The organism is Streptococcus sp. Marseille-Q3604, assembly GCF_916619785.1.
GTDB lineage: Bacteria > Bacillota > Bacilli > Lactobacillales > Streptococcaceae > Streptococcus.
In genome coordinates this window covers 563074-579688 of record NZ_CAKAKM010000001.1, presented here as the reverse complement: position 1 = coordinate 579688, position 16615 = coordinate 563074, and the positions used below count along the sequence as shown (strand labels likewise).

General features: G+C 39.2%; 16 protein-coding genes. 10 read left to right on the top strand and 6 right to left on the bottom strand.

What is annotated here, in order from left to right:
• Nucleotides 1–89: 89 nt before the first annotated feature.
• From LG375_RS02605 to LG375_RS02585, 5 genes are all read left to right on the top strand, one after another.
• On the top strand, nucleotides 90–1082 hold the full coding sequence (locus LG375_RS02605) for an ATP-binding cassette domain-containing protein (protein ID WP_064525145.1): 993 nt from the start codon (nucleotides 90–92) through the stop codon (nucleotides 1080–1082).
• Between the two features lies 1 nt (nucleotide 1083).
• A complete protein-coding gene (locus tag LG375_RS02600) occupies nucleotides 1084–1902 on the top strand; it encodes an ABC transporter permease (protein WP_070838944.1) in 819 nt (272 codons plus the stop codon).
• A gap of 1 nt (nucleotide 1903) precedes the next feature.
• Nucleotides 1904–2689 carry an ABC transporter permease gene (locus LG375_RS02595; RefSeq protein ID WP_070838943.1) on the top strand — a complete coding sequence of 262 codons (786 nt, stop codon included), beginning with the start codon at nucleotides 1904–1906 and terminating at the stop codon, nucleotides 2687–2689.
• A 37-nt stretch (nucleotides 2690–2726) separates the two neighbouring features.
• Complete coding sequence (locus LG375_RS02590) at nucleotides 2727–3188, top strand: GNAT family N-acetyltransferase (RefSeq protein ID WP_070838942.1); 462 nt, start codon at nucleotides 2727–2729, stop codon at nucleotides 3186–3188.
• 371 nt (nucleotides 3189–3559) lie between these two features.
• A complete protein-coding gene (locus LG375_RS02585) occupies nucleotides 3560–4432 on the top strand; it encodes a hypothetical protein (RefSeq protein ID WP_070839018.1) in 873 nt (290 codons plus the stop codon).
• A 113-nt stretch (nucleotides 4433–4545) separates the two neighbouring features.
• Here LG375_RS02585 and LG375_RS02580 read toward each other — a convergent pair whose 3' ends face one another.
• The 4 genes from LG375_RS02580 to LG375_RS02565 form a co-directional block, all read right to left on the bottom strand.
• A complete protein-coding gene (locus tag LG375_RS02580) occupies nucleotides 4546–5454 on the bottom strand; it encodes a helix-turn-helix domain-containing protein (protein ID WP_070838941.1) in 909 nt (302 codons plus the stop codon).
• A gap of 157 nt (nucleotides 5455–5611) precedes the next feature.
• Nucleotides 5612–6331 carry an ABC transporter permease gene (locus LG375_RS02575; RefSeq protein ID WP_014634657.1) on the bottom strand — a complete coding sequence of 240 codons (720 nt, stop codon included), beginning with the start codon at nucleotides 6329–6331 and terminating at the stop codon, nucleotides 5612–5614.
• Nucleotides 6324–7160, bottom strand: a complete 837-nt coding sequence (locus LG375_RS02570; RefSeq protein ID WP_070838940.1) for an ABC transporter ATP-binding protein — start codon at nucleotides 7158–7160, stop codon at nucleotides 6324–6326. The genes LG375_RS02575 and LG375_RS02570 overlap by 8 nt, the downstream gene beginning before the upstream one ends.
• 85 nt (nucleotides 7161–7245) lie before the next feature.
• On the bottom strand, nucleotides 7246–8157 hold the full coding sequence (locus LG375_RS02565) for a helix-turn-helix domain-containing protein (protein ID WP_225745219.1): 912 nt from the start codon (nucleotides 8155–8157) through the stop codon (nucleotides 7246–7248).
• A 111-nt stretch (nucleotides 8158–8268) separates the two neighbouring features.
• Here LG375_RS02565 and LG375_RS02560 point away from each other — a divergent pair, with 111 nt between their 5' ends.
• From LG375_RS02560 to LG375_RS02545, 4 genes are all read left to right on the top strand, one after another.
• Nucleotides 8269–8412 (top strand): hypothetical protein, encoded by a 144-nt coding sequence (locus LG375_RS02560; protein WP_176745608.1) that lies wholly within the window; start codon nucleotides 8269–8271, stop codon nucleotides 8410–8412.
• A complete protein-coding gene (locus tag LG375_RS02555; RefSeq protein ID WP_141760007.1) occupies nucleotides 8378–8896 on the top strand; it encodes an RDD family protein in 519 nt (172 codons plus the stop codon). The genes LG375_RS02560 and LG375_RS02555 overlap by 35 nt, the downstream gene beginning before the upstream one ends.
• Nucleotides 8897–9021: 125 nt before the next feature.
• Complete coding sequence (locus tag LG375_RS02550) at nucleotides 9022–9942, top strand: multidrug resistance efflux transporter family protein (protein WP_225745218.1); 921 nt, start codon at nucleotides 9022–9024, stop codon at nucleotides 9940–9942.
• A gap of 254 nt (nucleotides 9943–10196) precedes the next feature.
• Nucleotides 10197–14105 carry a GH32 C-terminal domain-containing protein gene (locus tag LG375_RS02545; RefSeq protein WP_225745217.1) on the top strand — a complete coding sequence of 1303 codons (3909 nt, stop codon included), beginning with the start codon at nucleotides 10197–10199 and terminating at the stop codon, nucleotides 14103–14105.
• Nucleotides 14106–14190: 85 nt separating this feature from the next.
• Here the strand turns inward: LG375_RS02545 and sdaAA are convergent, their stop codons facing one another.
• Both sdaAA and sdaAB read right to left on the bottom strand, forming a co-directional pair.
• On the bottom strand, nucleotides 14191–15060 hold the full coding sequence (gene sdaAA / locus LG375_RS02540) for an L-serine ammonia-lyase, iron-sulfur-dependent, subunit alpha (protein WP_225745216.1): 870 nt from the start codon (nucleotides 15058–15060) through the stop codon (nucleotides 14191–14193).
• A 12-nt stretch (nucleotides 15061–15072) separates the two neighbouring features.
• On the bottom strand, nucleotides 15073–15744 hold the full coding sequence (sdaAB, locus tag LG375_RS02535; RefSeq protein WP_070838935.1) for an L-serine ammonia-lyase, iron-sulfur-dependent subunit beta: 672 nt from the start codon (nucleotides 15742–15744) through the stop codon (nucleotides 15073–15075).
• A 400-nt stretch (nucleotides 15745–16144) separates the two neighbouring features.
• On the opposite strand from sdaAB, the gene tnpA reads away from it, so the two are divergent.
• Nucleotides 16145–16570: an IS200/IS605 family transposase gene (tnpA, locus tag LG375_RS02530; RefSeq protein WP_070838934.1), complete on the top strand. Its 426-nt coding sequence runs from the start codon at nucleotides 16145–16147 to the stop codon at nucleotides 16568–16570.
• Nucleotides 16571–16615: the final 45 nt, after the last annotated feature.

The following is a 16615-nucleotide window of genomic DNA, read 5'->3' as shown; positions in this document are numbered from 1 at the left end:
GATAAAGAAGGCAGATTTTAGGAGATGAGAAATTGGCTTTTTGTGTTTAGAGGACACGGTTTGTTGATTTTTTACTTTAGGAGATAGATATGGCGATGATTGAAGTGGAACATCTTCAGAAAAATTTTGTGAAGACTGTTAAGGAACCGGGCTTGAAGGGGGCTTTGCGTTCCTTTATTCATCCTGAAAAGCAGACCTTTGAAGCGGTCAAAGATTTGACCTTCGAGGTGCCCAAGGGGCAGATTCTTGGTTTTATCGGAGCAAATGGTGCTGGGAAGTCGACCACAATTAAAATGCTAACAGGAATATTGAAACCGACATCTGGTTTTTGTCGGATTAATGGCAAGATTCCACAGGATAATCGTCAAGATTATGTCAAGGATATTGGGGTTGTTTTTGGACAACGAACCCAGCTATGGTGGGATTTGGCCCTGCAAGAGACTTACTCGGTTTTGAAGGAGATTTACGATGTGCCAGACTCGCTCTTCCACAAGCGCATGGATTTTTTGAATGAAGTTTTAGATTTGAAGGAATTTATCAAGGATCCTGTACGGACTCTTTCGCTTGGTCAACGGATGCGGGCGGATATTGCGGCTTCCTTGCTTCACAATCCCAAGGTTCTTTTTTTAGATGAGCCAACTATTGGTTTGGATGTGTCAGTCAAGGATAACATTCGTCGGGCTATCACTCAAATCAATCAGGAGGAAGAGACCACTATTCTATTGACCACTCACGACCTGAGTGATATTGAGCAACTCTGTGATAGGATATTTATGATTGATAAGGGACAAGAGATTTTTGATGGAACGGTGAGCCAGCTCAAGGAAACCTTTGGCAAGATGAAGACTCTCTCCTTCGATCTGATACCAGGTCAAAGTCATTTAGTCTCTCATTATGAAGGCTTGCCTGATATGACCATTGATAGGCAAGGAAATAGCCTGACTATTGAATTCGATAGTTCTCGCTACCAGTCAGCTGATATTATCAAGCAAACTCTGTCTGATTTTGAAGTCCGTGATTTGAAGATGGTGGATACGGATATTGAGGATATTATCCGTCGCTTCTACCGAAAGGAGCTCTAAGGTGGTCAAATTGTGGAGACGGTATAAACCCTTTATCAATGCAGGGATTCAGGAGTTGATTACCTATCGTGTCAACTTTATTCTCTATCGGATTGGAGATGTCATGGGGGCTTTTGTGGCCTTTTATCTCTGGAAGGCTGTCTTTGACTCCTCCCAGGAGCCTTTGATTCAGGGCTTTAGCATGGCGGATATCACCCTTTATATCATCATGAGTTTTGTGACCAATCTCTTGACCAGGTCTGATAGCTCCTTTATGATTGGGGAGGAGGTCAAGGATGGCTCCATTATCATGCGCTTGTTGCGACCAGTGCATTTTGCGGCTTCTTACCTCTTTACGGAGCTTGGTTCCAAGTGGTTGATTTTTATCTCTGTTGGACTGCCATTTTTAAGTGTCATTGTTTTGATGAAAATCTTATCTGGGCAAGGCATTGTAGAAGTGCTGGGGTTGATGGTTCTATATCTCTTTAGCTTAACGCTCGCCTATCTGATTAACTTTTTCTTTAATATCTGTTTTGGTTTTTCAGCCTTTGTGTTTAAAAATCTTTGGGGTTCCAATCTACTCAAGACTTCCATAGTGGCTTTTATGTCTGGAAGTTTGATTCCCTTGGCTTTCTTTCCAAAGGTGGTTTCAGCTATTCTCTCCTTCTTGCCTTTTTCATCCTTGATTTACACTCCGGTTATGATCATTGTTGGGAAATACGATGCCAGTCAGATTCTTCAAGCGCTTTTGCTCCAGTTCTTCTGGCTTATAGTGATGGTGGGCTTGTCTCAGTTGATTTGGAAACGAGTCCAGACATTCATCACCATTCAAGGAGGTTAGTATGAAAAAATATCAACGCATGCATCTGATTTTTATCAGACAATACATCAAGCAAATCATGGAATACAAGGTGGATTTTGTGGTTGGTGTCTTGGGAGTCTTTCTGACACAAGGTCTGAACCTCTTATTTCTCAATGTCATCTTTCAACATATCCCATCCCTAGAAGGATGGACTTTTCAAGAGATTGCCTTTATCTATGGATTTTCCTTGATTCCAAAGGGATTAGATCATCTCTTTTTTGACAATCTCTGGGCTTTAGGTCAACGGCTAGTCCGAAAAGGGGAATTTGATAAGTATTTGACTCGTCCTATCAACCCTCTCTTTCACATCCTGGTTGAGACCTTTCAGATTGATGCCTTGGGTGAACTCTTAGTCGGTGGCATTCTATTAGGAACAACAGTGACTAGCATCGCTTGGACTCTTTCAAAATTCCTGATTTTTCTAGTCTGTATTCCTTTTGCGACCTTGATTTATACTTCTTTAAAAATCGCGACAGCCAGCATCGCTTTTTGGACCAAGCAGTCAGGTGCCATGATTTACATTTTCTATATGTTTAATGACTTTGCCAAGTACCCGATTTCCATTTACAATTCGCTCCTTCGTTGGTTGATTAGTTTTATCGTGCCTTTCGCCTTTACAGCTTATTATCCAGCTAGCTATTTCTTGCAGGGCAAGAATGGGCTCTTTAACATCGGTGGTTTGATTCTGATTTCCCTTGTCTTCTTTTTCATTTCCCTCAAACTCTGGGATAGGGGCTTGGATGCCTATGAAAGTGCTGGCTCGTAAGGGGGAAGTAAGACCAAAATCAAGAAAGGAACTTATGATGTTTACAATTGAAGAAGTCAAGGATGAAGATCAAAAAATGGCAGTTGTTGATGAGGTTTTAAAGGATTTGCCAGAATGGTTTGGAATACCAGAAAGCACGCAAGCCTACATCGAAGGAGCCAAAGATTTGCAAGTTTGGGCAGCCTATCAGGAGAGTGATTTGACTGGATTTGTAAGCTTGTCCTATTCTAGTGAAGAGTGTGCAGAGATTGATTGTCTCGGCGTAAAAAAAGCTTATCAAGGTAGAGGAATTGGCAGTCAATTGCTTGCGACTTTAGAAAGTGAAGCAGGCAAACAAGTAGACTACCTACAGGTAAAAACAGTGGCAGAAGGTTCAAATAAAGATTATGACCGAACAAATGTCTTTTATCGAAGTGTTGGTTTTAAAAAATTAGAGATTTTTCCTCAACTATGGGATCCCCAAAATCCTTGCCAGATTTTGATAAAGAAAATCGTTTAAAACTTCCTGACAAAAAATTGAGAGTGCCATACTATAAAAGTGTTAGCCAATTTAGCTCAGTTGGTAGAGCAAGGCACTCGTAAAGTCTAGGTCAGGAGATTTTGATGCTGTCATAAAGAATGCTAGAGAAGCAATCAGTCAGACGTAATTAAAGCAGAAATATAAGAACTTTTTGAGAGTTATCTCATCCTTTCAATCGTGCTGATAGATCCTGATTTGTCCAGAGAATAGCTAGAGGCTCAGTTAAACACAGACTCTACACTAGCTGAGAAAACTAAAAAGGTCTGTCTCGCTCTTTATGATTTAACCAATCGAATAGAGATTAATTGGAAGTACCTAAAAAAACACAAGGAATTATTGATAAGATAAAAATGAAAAAATCAATCTTTAAAGCCAGTTTTGAAGAGAGTCTAAATTTACTAGACGATGCTTCTCTTCAGTATATAAAGAAAGACTATTACGAAAAACTTGGAAAAGGCTTAAATAATGGAAAGCCAAGTATTGGTTTTAGAATAAAAAGTATTCTCTACAGCGTCTTTTTTGTATTCGGATGTAATTTTCTCTGTGCCTTATTTGCCTCTTCTTTGGATGTTGCAGATCCCAAAGATTTAACCTTGCCTGTTCACAAGCCGTCACTCTTGACCCCTGAATTATTTCTGATTTGCTGTTTTATATGGCTATTACTTGTACTTATTGGAAAATTTGTTCGAAAACCGTTTATTCGTCCATACAGATATCGCTTTCATATGGAGACCTTTTTATTTTGGTTTTGCCTTGAGTTCAATCTCTTGGCAATAACTGTAGCCCTACCGACCCTAACCTCAGTTGGAATCTGGTTTATTTATATTCTTCTGTTTATTATTGCCCTAATATTCCTTCGTATGGAGAAAAGAAGTTTAAGCACTTGTTTTTTCGGTGAAGAGGCGAGAGAAACTCTTGTTGATAGAATAGCAAGCCTAATCGCCACCTATGGTTCAGGAGTGCTAGGGCTTGCTGTAATCATCAAAATAATCTTATCGCATTCGGGTATAGCAGTTTCACAAAGCCTGACTTTGTTAGGTATGTTCTTGACATGGATAATCATAGATATTGGATTCTTGGCAATGGTTATCTTCATGGAGTTCCCTTTCTTTTTAGAAGGTTACTACAAAATAAAATACCCCGAAGAATACCGTGACTGGGAAGGCAAGTCAGTAGAAGACTGGTATGGGAAGAAGTATCTGAAGAAGCATATTATCAGCTGAAAGTAAAAAATTAAAATAATAAAAGAAGCATCTGAGTTTGACTTCAGATGCTTCTTTGGTAGTTATTACATTTAGAATGAATCATATTAAAGATGTTGCTGATATATTTTCTATTATATGTTTAAATCTTTTTCAATTTCCATTTTAAGATTTTTGATGAAGACTTGGTCACCGAAGGCTTCGGCTAGTATGGTAGCCATTTTGTAAAGTTCAGTTGCTTTATCTCTATTGTTCTCATAGAAGAGATAATATTTCGCTTCAAAAATGAGTACGGCGGGTTTGTAAGCATGTTGTAGTGTCTTATCAATAATAGTATGCATTTTATCGACAATAGTTTTCATATTTCTATAATCTTGATGCATCACATAGATTCCACCTATAGTTGACAATGCTCCAAGTAGCTCAACATTAACTAGCTCTTCCCCTTGTAATTCTTGATTAATTAATTTACATCGAAAACTTTCAACAATTTCTTTATCATAGTCACCAACTTGACATTGAAAGGTATAGTATTTTATTAGCAGAAGGTCATTCAAGGTGTACTCTTCTTTTTTTAATACCTGGTTCAAATAGTCTTCATATACAATCTCTACAAGATCTTCTTTCTTCTCTTCAGATATAAAATTCAGGGTTCTTTCAATGATATCAATGGTTAAAAGTTCTTCTTCTGGTAGAATACCAATATAGTTGTCGTAGAGTTCCTCAATATCTTTTAGCTTCTTCTTGATACGTTCGGGGTCGCCATAGACAGGAGACTTCATGAGTTTATATTTAGCCTTGTAATAGTCTTCAGGAATGTCTAGTTTTGTTTCACCTAGCAAATGGTTTAGGGAAACTCCCAATTTATCACTGATGTATTGCAGTTTGACAATAGTTGGTAATGAGCGACCGAGCTCGATTCTCATCAGTTGTTTGACGGTTAATTCTTCTTCGGTGTCACAAACCTGCTCACGTGTTAAACCTATTCGTTCACGTTCTTCACGAATTCTTTTTCCAATCTCGATTTTAATATCATCAGACATCTGTATTCCCCTTGAGTTTTAATTATATAATAATATACCTTAAAATCATGTGAATGAAAAGACTCTAGGAAGCTATCTGAGTTTCTAGTTAGAGCAAAAGAAGGGAAATAAACAAAACAACCATCTAACACTCAGTTTAGATGGTTATGGTTTTGAATTAAGATATTTTTCGTAATCTCTTAGATTGTAGAATGATCAGTGTAGTAAATAGGAGTAACCAGACTAGCAGGGATAGTGAGCTTGCTACTTGGTCCTGCCACTTAAAGGTTTCAAGGTGCCCTATAGATTTCGTGAACAATCCCATATAACTGTACTTTGTGACATTATCAAAATCTTTACTGATTTCTGAAAGCATTGGAATAAACATACTAATCATTATTACTGGAAGACTAATCACTTGGGCAGATACTTGAGTTTTGCTGATTAATCCAATGAAAAGATTGATAAGCATCATTACTAAAGATGTAGCAAATGAGACGATAAGATAAGGACCATAATGAGTTTCAATATTCAGTTCTAGTATTTTTGGAATAGCAGTTGTCATAACTAAGCTAATAAGCACTGGGTAAAATAAAACTGAAAGGATATAGTTCGTACTGTTAACACCACTTAAAAACAAAGTTCTTAAAATATTTTTTTCCTTTTCTTCAGAAACAATCGTGCTGATTGGAGTTCCAACTGATACACTCAAAGATATGGCTAAACAGGTAACTAATAGATTGGCTTTCACTGAATTGTTTAGGCTACCTTGTATCTCATAAATATATTTGTAGAGAAAGGCAAGTCCTAAAGGAAGGAGGATTTGTAGGATAATGCTTTTATTAGATTTGATTACTCGTTTTCTAAGCCATAGTAAAGATTTTAATTGGTTAAACATTAAGTTTTCCTCCTGTCAGTTGAATGAAGATGTCTTCTAGAGTCGGTTCACATGAGTGGATGGTTTGAATATCCTGAATAGCAGTAATATGATTTAATTCAGAGAAGGGAATCACTTTCTCTTGACCTGAACAATAGGTCACTTTTACCATCTTATTGGTATTGTATTTCTGAATAAGCTCAGCAGGTTTTCCTTCTTCAACAATCTTCCCTTTATTTAGAAGTACAATTTTATCGCATAAAATGGTAGCTTCGTGCATGTCATGTGTCGTCAGAAAAATGGTTGTTCCATGTTCTTTAAGCTCTTTGATGAGAGCGTGAATGGTTTGAGATGTTGATGGATCTAAACCAGAAGTCGGTTCATCAAGAAAGAGAACTCTTGGCTTGTTAATCATAGCCCTAACTAAAAGCATCCGTTGTTTCATCCCTGTAGAGAGTTTTTCTGCTAAGGTTTTTCGATGGTCATAAAGTCCGACACGTTTCATCAAATCGTCAATATAATCTAGTGAAACATTGTAGAGTTTGGCGAAGAATAGAAGATTGTCATGAAGTGTTAATTTTTCATAAAAGCCACTATTTTCAGTAATTAATCCAATCTTTGACAAATCTTTTTCTTTTAACTGAAGGGATGATTTGCCTAAAATATAAGTTTCTCCCTGACTAGGAGTGAGTTGACCTGTTAAGATATTAATTGTTGTCGTTTTACCAGAACCTGAAGGCCCTAGGAAACCTAAAATTTCACCTTCTTCAACTGTGAAGTTTAGATTTTCTATTGCTTTATATTTTTGAAATTGTTTGCTTAACTGTTTTGCTACGATAAGGTTTGTCATATCTTGATTTCTCCTATTTGATTATATGAATGAGTATAAACAAAAAAATAACGAATCAAAAGGACATTTATGTCACTTAGATTTGTTATTTCGTATTTAAATCTTTTTTCATTTCCATTTTAAGATTTTTGATGAAGACTTGGTCGCCGAAGGCTTCGGCTAGTAGGGTAGCTGTATGATAGAGCTCGGTTGCTTTTTCTATGTTATTCTCATAATATAAATAGTATTTTGCTTCAAGCATTGTGATACCTGGCTGATATGAGTGTTGCATAATGGAATGTATGATTTCATACATCTTATCGACGAGAGACTTCATATGTTCGTATTCATGGTGCATAACATATATCCCAGCTATAGCTGATAATGCTCCCAATAGTTCCACATTGGTTAATTCATCTCCTTGCAATCTTTGTTTTATCAATTTTTTTCGAAAATTCTCGATTATAGATTCATCATATGAAGATGATTGGCACTGTACAGAATAATATTTTATCAATAAAAGATCATTCAATGTGTACTGTTCTTTTTTCAATACTTGATTTAAATAATCTTCAAATACTATTTCAACAAGGTCTTCTCCCTCCCCTTCAGCTATGAAATTTAATGTTCTTTCAATGATATCAATAGCAAAAAGCTCGTCCTCTGGTAGAATCTCAATATAGTTGTCGTAGAGTTCCTCAATATCTTTTAGCTTCTTCTTGATACGTTCGGGGTCGCCATAGACAGGAGACTTCATGAGTTTATATTTAGCCTGATAATAGTCTTCAGGAATGTCTAAATTAGTTTCTCCCAACAAATAATTCAGGGAAACATTTAGTTTATCACTGATATATTGAAGTTTTACAATAGTTGGCAATGAACGTCCGAGCTCAATCCTCATCAGCTGTTTGACAGTTAATTCATCTTCAGCATAACAAACTTGCTCACGTGTTAACCCTTGTCGTTCACGTTCTTCACGAATTCTTTTTCCAATTTCTACTTTAATATCCTGAGACATACATTACCCTTATGATTTAGATTTTTAATACTACTATAACGTAAAATCTAAATAAAGTCCAAAAGCCATAATAGAAGTAGTGTATAATAAAACCTACAGGAGTTTACAATTATGAAACAATCTCAATTTGCGAGCTCAATAGCCTACAAATTTTCCTCTCAAATATTATTTAGAATATTAAAAAATGTTATAATGGGAGATGATAAAGGAGGAGAGGGCGATGAAGATCTTAGCAACAAATCCTATTTCGTTTAAAAAAAGAATGATTGAATTTCTATTCGATTATCTTTTTATTATAGCTTATTTAGGTCTTCTGTTTTTAGGTTCTATGCTTATATACATTATTTTTTTTAATGGCGTCCCAGAGTTTACAGAAATTCAGTCGCAGTGGCTTGTATTTTTCACCTCTGTTTTGCCAATCACGCTCCTTTTCACATTCTTGGATTATGCAAAAAATGGGAGCTTGGGGAAGGGAAAAGCAGGGCTTGAACTGGTCTACCAGAAAAAAACAGTGCAGGCTAGCTTGATCAGAAACGTCATCAAATTTTTACCTTGGCAACTCGGTCATATGGGCACGATTCATGGCTTCTATAGTGATTTTGATGTGTTATCCATTATCCTCTCGTTTTCAGCGACTCTAATCGCAGTTTTGTTACTGGCAATGACGTTTTTTAGGAAAGATAGGAGACATCTAGGAGACCTGCTAGCACATACACAAGTACAGCTAAAAGGTGATTAAAATACAGGTTGTTTACTTGGTCCATAAGTAAAAATTGAAACGAAACCAAGGAAGTCATTTTGATGACCTCCTTTTTTTATTGCTGCAAATAATATACAATAGAATAATTACAGGAGTTTACAAATATGAAACAATCTCAATTTGCGAGGGCGCTTTGGTATGGTATTCTGGGTGCCCTCTTTTTTGCTTTTACTTTTATCTTTAATCGTAGTATGAATCTTTCGGGTGGGTCCTGGATGTGGAGTGCTAGTCTACGCTATTTGTTTAGCTTGCCCATGCTGACTGTTTTGGTCTGGCGTAAGGGTGAGCTGGCAGGTGTTCTGTCTGCCATTAAGAAAGCACCCCTGACTTGGTTGATTTGGAGTACGGTTGGTTTTGGGCTTTTCTATGGGCCACTGTCTCTAGCCTCCATTTATGGTGAGTCCTGGTTTGTGGCAGCCACTTGGCAGATTACCATTCTGGCTGGTCTGCTCTTGACCCCACTCTTTGGGCAGAGGGTACCTGGTAAGCAACTGCTTATGACATTGGTTATCCTTTTAGGGATCATTCTCATCCAGATTCCTTACTTCGGTAGTGGTCTTGGTAGCGGTGTGGTCCGTGCTAGTCTCTTGATTTTACTGGCCGCTTTTGCCTATCCTTTGGGCAATCGTAAGATGATGGTCCACTGTAAGCAGGATCAGCTTTCAACGACGCAGCGCGTGTTTGGAATGACCTTGATGAGTACACCTTTTTGGTTGCTTTTGTCAGCTTTTGCTGGTGCAGATGCTGGTCTTCCATCAGGCGGACAGATTTTACAGTCTTTAATTGTGGCTGTCTTTTCTGGGGTTGTCGCAACCTTGCTTTTCTTCGAGGCCACTAATCTAGTTAAGCATAACCATAAGCAACTGGCAGTAGTTGAGGCTACTCAGGCTGGTGAAGTTCTCTTTACCCTCTTGGGTGGTTGCCTCTTCCTCGGAGATAGTCTACCTAGCCTTTTGGGATTCTTTGGGATTGCTATTGTAACCATTGGTATTATTGGAAATAGCCTGCTAACAGGCTCAGATTAAACATAAGTAAGGGACTTTCGAATGGCAAATTCGGAAGTTTTTCATTTATATGAAAAATATTACAGAAAAAGATGGTATTTTCAGATTATAGTGATATAATGATATTAAAAGTAAGCGTTTACCGTTTTAATGTAAACCCTAAAGATATTTCCGGAAACTTTGATAGGATTATTAATAAAGGCAAATGTATTGACTTTGAATTTTCATGAAAACTGAGATAACATTTAATGTTGCTCTAAAGAAGGAGAAGAGTCATGAATGATACTGTTTGTAAAAATTGGTTTATGCGTAAAAGTGGGAAGACATGGGTCTATGGCTGTGCCTTGGTAAGTTTTGCAGGCTTGGCCCTGGCTGGTCCTGTCTATGCGGACCAAGTGGAACAGGCAACTGTGAGCCCAATACCTCAGGAGGTGGTAGCTCAGACTGATCATCAAGTTGCTCCACAAGTTGAGGTTGCTCCCAGCACGACCAAAGAAGTCCCCCAAGTGATAGAGCCTAGCCCGTCTCTTGTTTCCGAATCTGCTATAACAGCTCAAGAGAATCTCACTCAGCCTAGTCCTAATCAGCCAAAAGAAGTCCAAACACAGGCTAGTGAGGCTGAAAAAGTGCCTAATCAAACGAAAGAAGCTGATTTGAATCAGAACAGTCAAGAAACGCCAGTTGAAACCAATAGTACAAGTCCTGTTCATGTGACAGAAGATAAAACGGATTTGCCTAATAATGAAGCAGTTACCAATCTTGAGGGAATGACCGCAGATCAAAATGGTCACTGGGAAATGCAGGCTGATGGCATTCATTCAGATGCCAAAGACAAGGGAGACTCTTTCCTTTATTCTCAATCTGAGGGCAAAAATTTTGTTTATTCTACGGATGTGACCTTCAAGGAAGCTGGTGGTGCAGCTGCCCTCATTTTCCGTGGTAACAATGATAGCAGTAACAAAAATATGTATGGGGTCAATGTGGACTCTGGTAACCATAAGGTTAAGTTTTGGCGTTGGGTCAATAATCAGGATATTCAACTCGTAGATGAAAAAGATGTGACACCAACTGCTGATGAAACCTACAATCTTAAAGTGGTTGCGGCTAATCAGTGGCTATCTTATTATGTCAATGATGTACTTGTGGCTAGTACAGGTGACTCTGTTCTTCAAAAAAGTGACAAGGGTCAACCACAGGTTATTTCAGAGGGCTATTTTGGTCTTCTTAATTGGAATGCCAATGTCATTTTCAGAAACACCCGTTATGTCAATCTTGACGGTGCCAGTCTTCCTTTGATTGACAATCTCGTGGTAACCTCAAAGACAGGCTCTGTTGAAAAACAAGCCCAATTCTTCTCCCAAGAACCACTTCATATCCAATATGTAGGGCATAATGCTGAGACGGTAGGCTTTGACATTACTAAGCACAATCCTAATGCTGTCATCAAGGTTGAAGATGCCAAAGGAAATGTCTACACAGATATTTCTCAATTGCCAGTGGCTGTAGGTTCCAATTACTTTACTATTGAAAGTAGTGTGACCGATTCGCTTGGTCGTCCAGTGACCTTGACCTACCGTGTCAATATCCACCGAAGACAGAGCGATGATGTCTATTACAACGAGCTTTACCGTGATCAGTATCATTATTCTGTTAAGGATGGCTGGGCTAATGACCCTAATGGCTTGGTCTTCTACAAAGGACGTTACCATCTTTTCTATCAATTTTACGATGATACCAAATGGGGTCCAATGCACTGGGCTCATGCGACCAGCCGAGACTTGCTTCATTGGGATGAAGAGCCAATTGCTTTTTATCCAGATGCAACAGGTCACATGTTCTCAGGCTCTGTCGTGGTTGATAGTACCAATAGCTCAGGTCTCTTCAAATCTCCGGAAGGCGGTCTGGTAGCTATTATCACTTCAAATGGTAATGGGCAACGGATTGAAATTGCCTATAGTGAGGACGAGGGTAGAACTTGGCAAAAATATGATAAGGTGGTTGCCGACTGGTCTCAGGACCCACTTCAAAACCAAGATTTCCGTGATCCTAAGGTCTTTCGCTGGGATAACCAATGGTTTATGGTCCTTGCTGGTGGTCCACTCCGCATTTATTCCTCACCAGATTTGAAGAACTGGCAGGTTGAAACAACCTATAAGGATTTGCATACGGAATGTCCTGACCTCTATCCAATTGTGGCCAATGATGGGGCACTCAAGTGGGTCCTCTCACGTGGTGGTCGTTCTTACAAGGTTGGAGACTTTAAACAAGTGGATGGTAAGTGGGCCTTTGTAGCTGATGAAGTTTACCAAGAACATGATGAAATCATGAATTTTGGTAAGGATTCCTATGCTGCCATGACTTACTATGTTCATGATTTTGGGACAGCTGACCATCCAAACATCCCGCAATTGACTGAAATCAACTGGATGAACACTTGGGAAGATTATTGCAATCTAGTTGCAGATACTGTTGGTCAAAAATTTAATGGTACCTTTAACCTTAACCTTGACCTTGGTTTGGTTAAATCAGGCGACCGTTACCTCTTAACACAAACACCTGTTAAGGCCTATGAAAGCCTTCGTGATACAGATAATGCCCAGTATTTTGAAAATGTCAGAGTAGCTTCTGACAATGAACTGCTTAAAGATTTCTCAGGTGATACTTATGAAGTGGTTTCTCACTTTGTACCAGGTAAGGACACGACTGCAGTTGGATTTAACCTTCGCGTCGGTGATGGTCAAGCTACAAAGGTCGTTTACGATTTAACCAAGGAAACTTTGTCTATTGACCGTAGCCAATCTGGGACAATTCTTTCTGATGCCTTTGCTAAGGTTAATAGCCAACAAGTGACTCGCAATGAAGATGGTTCTATTGATTTGCATCTTTATGTGGACCGTGCGAGTGTGGAAGTCTTTGCTAAGGGCAATACGGTAGCTGGTGCCAATCAGATTTTCCCAAGCCCAAGAGCCGTTGGAGCGAGCGTCTTGGTTGAAGGTGGTCCAGCCAAAGCAAATATTGCTATCTACCCAATTAAGAGTACTTGGACTGACAAGAAGGAAGTCACTAAGGCTGTTGCCATGAACACCACAGTTGCAGGTCACTTGGCTCTTGAAGTTGGTCAAAGTAAGGACTTGCAGGTTTATCTCGCACCAGCTTCTGAAGAGCAAGATGTGACATGGACAGTAAGTGATCCAAGTTTGGTGTCATACACCGAACATGACAATAAACTTTCTCTCAAAGCTCTTCACAAAGGTCATCTCACTGTCACAGCAACTTCAGTTGAAAACCCTTCATTGACCAAGACCTTTAATATTGACATTACGCTCAACAATTTTGCGACCAACCTTAAAGGCTTGAAAGCTGTCACTGGTGATTGGTATATTGATGACGATACCCTTTACGATAGCAATGTTAGTGCCAATGACTTCTTCATGGCCTATGAAAGTAATGGCTTCAAGCAATTTGATTATGATATCGATGTCAAATACCAACATGGTTTGGTCAACCTCTTTGTAGCTGCGGAACGTGAAGAACCTGGTCGTGCCTATTCTGTCCAATTTGCTGACAATGATACTGTTCGTCTCTTCCGTTTTGGTGGTGAAACCATCGCTGAAGCTCATTTGGATAAGGCTATCAATGACGGTCAGTACCACCATGTCAAGGTTGTGAAAGGCAAGGACACCATGACAGTCTATGTCGATGGCAAGGAAGTGCTCCATCATCAATTTGATGCTGTGGATAATTACTTCAATCAAGCCCATGTAGGTGTTGGTCTTTGGGATGGAGCAGTAGAATTCAAAAACTTCTTCGTAACTGAAAAAATGACAAACACAAGCAGTGACACTACTGACGAACCAATCAAACCTGATCCTCAGCCAGAACCAAGTCCAGAGCCAAATCCGGAAAATAAACCAGTTGAGCCTGAGCATCAACCAGAGGTTGCTCCAGAGACTGAGCCAACTGGACAAAATAATGGTCACGATAGTACAAACACAGTGCCAGATCCATCTCAGGATAATACGGGTAAGCAAGAAGAAAGTAAGGCTCCAGTGGAAACACCTAAGACTGTCGCTCCACTTGTTGAGAATCTCCTCAAAAAATTCAACGCATTTAGTCTCTCAACCTTCCTTGCAAGTATTGCCAAAGAAACATGGCACTTTTTAACAAAATGGCTATTCAGCTAAAATCAAAACGTTGAAAAGGCTGTATAAGAAGAAAAAACTTAGAAGTATGAGTGCTTCTAAGTTTTTTTGTGATTATTCTAAAAAATCAACCAAAGATTTCTTTTGCGAGTGCTTTTCCTTTCGGAGTTGCTGCTAAGCCACCTTCAGCAGTTTCACGGAAGGCAGTTGGCATGGCTGAACCGACCTGATACATAGCGTCAACAACCTGGTCGACTGGAATGGCAGATGTGATACCTGCCAAGGCCATATCGGCAGCTACTAGGGCAAAGCTTGCTCCCATAGCATTACGTTTGACACAAGGAATTTCGACTAATCCAGCTACAGGGTCGCAAATGAGCCCCAACATATTCTTAAGCACAAAGCAAATGGCCTGGCTAGCTTGGAAGGGTGTTCCACCAGCAGCCATTGTAATAGCTGCAGCAGCCATAGCAGAGGCAGAGCCAACTTCGGCCTGACATCCTCCCTCTGCTCCAGAAATTGAGGCGTTATTTGCGATGACTAGACCAAATGCACCGGCAGTGAAAAGAAAATCCAGTTGTTGTGATTGGCTCAAGCCCAGTTTTTCGATAGCTGTTGTGAGAACAGCAGGTAGACAACCTGCTGATCCAGCAGTTGGTGTGGCACAAACCAAGCCCATCTTGGCGTTAGATTCATTGACGGCCATGGCATTTCTAGCAGCACCCAGAACAGCAGAATCAGCCAAAGTCTTTCCTCTTTTGATGTAGGCATCCAGTTTGGCAGCGTCACCACCGGTTAAGCCTGTCGGTGACTTTTCTGGTGATAAGCCAGCCTGGACAGATTGCTTCATCACTTCAAGGTTTTGTGTCATGAGCTCTAAGATTTCAGAACGGTCACGTCCAGATAGTTCGATTTCTGTGGCAATCATGAGTTCAGCAATATTGCCTTGGAAATCACGGTCAGCTTGTTGAACCAATTCTTCAATAGTGTAAAACATGCAATCCCCCTCTTAGCTGAAAAAGTTGACATTATGTAGATGAGGAATTCTAGCGATTTCATTGACGGCCTCATCACACTGGTGCGAGTCAATTTCTATAATCATAATAGCCTTCTCACCAGCATTTTCTCGAGTGACGGTCATCTGAGCGATATTGATACCATAACGAGATAAAATATCAGTCACAAGAGCAATCATTCCTGGAACATCTTGGTGAACAATGATAAGTGTAGGTGTATTCATTTTGAGGTTGACCGCAAAACCATTGAGCTCAGTCACTTGGATATTCCCCCCACCGATGGAAACACCAGTGGCAGAGATAGTTTTTGTAGCATTTTTTAGTGTAATACGAGTGGTGTTGGGATGCGGTGCATTACTATCTTTGTTGATTTTCCAATAGACCTTGATGCCTTTTTCGTATGCAATGTCCAGTGCGTGCGGAATGTCAGGGTCGTCAGTCTCCATGCCTAAAATACCAGCTACTAGAGCTACATCAGTCCCGTGACCTCGATAGGTCTTGGCAAAGGAATTAAAAAGTTGAAATTCCACCTCAGTCGGTGTTTCACTAAAAATGGCAGAGACAATTTTTCCGATACGAACAGCTCCTGCAGTATGGCTTGAGGAAGGTCCTACCATGACAGGGCCGATGATGTCAAAAACGGATTGAAATTTTAAATTTTTCATAGAACGCCTCGTCTGATTAATCTTGTATTTTCAGTATACCATGAATTAGTGATATTAGGGTTTTAAGTAAAATTGTATTTTTTGAAAAATATCCTATTTTAAGGTTTCTTTAAGCTTTAATGGATATAATGTTGGTCTATTAAGTAAGCAATACTTATTTTTCATAAATCAGAGAGGACGACCTGCGGGTCGTCTTTTTTTATTATGTGACTTTAAGTCCGTTTCGCTCCGAAGGTGCGAAACAAATAAACCACCCGCTATGCGGGTGCGCATCGAAGGTTATACCATCATAACAAAAAAACTCCAAACGAGTTACAATATAGGTGTTCAAGCCAATTGTAAAACGGAAGGAGTTAAGACTATGGCGCAAAAAGCTCACAGTTTATCACATACAAAATGAATGTGTAAGTACCACATTGTATTTACACCTAAGTATAGACGAAAAATAATCTATAATCAATATAGGAGTAGTCTGGGAGAGATTTTTCATAGACTATGCCAATATAAAGGTGTTGAAATAATAGAAGGCCACTTAATGCCAGATTATGTTCATATGCTAGTAAGTATTCCACCACGAATGAGTGTAGCTAGTTTTATGGGATATTTAAAAGGTAAAAGTGCATTGATGATGTTTGATAAACACGCCAATTTAAAATATAAATTTGGGAACAAACATTTTTGGGCAGAAGGTTATTATGTAAGTACGGTAGGACTTAATGAAGCCACAATTAAGAAATATATCCAGGAACAAGAGAAGCATGATATCGCATTGGACAAATTAAGCGTTAAAGAATATGAAAATCCCTTTAGGGATAACGGTAAGTAATGCGAATGCCTCTTTGAGAGGCTTGTGACGAGTCAAAAGCAATAA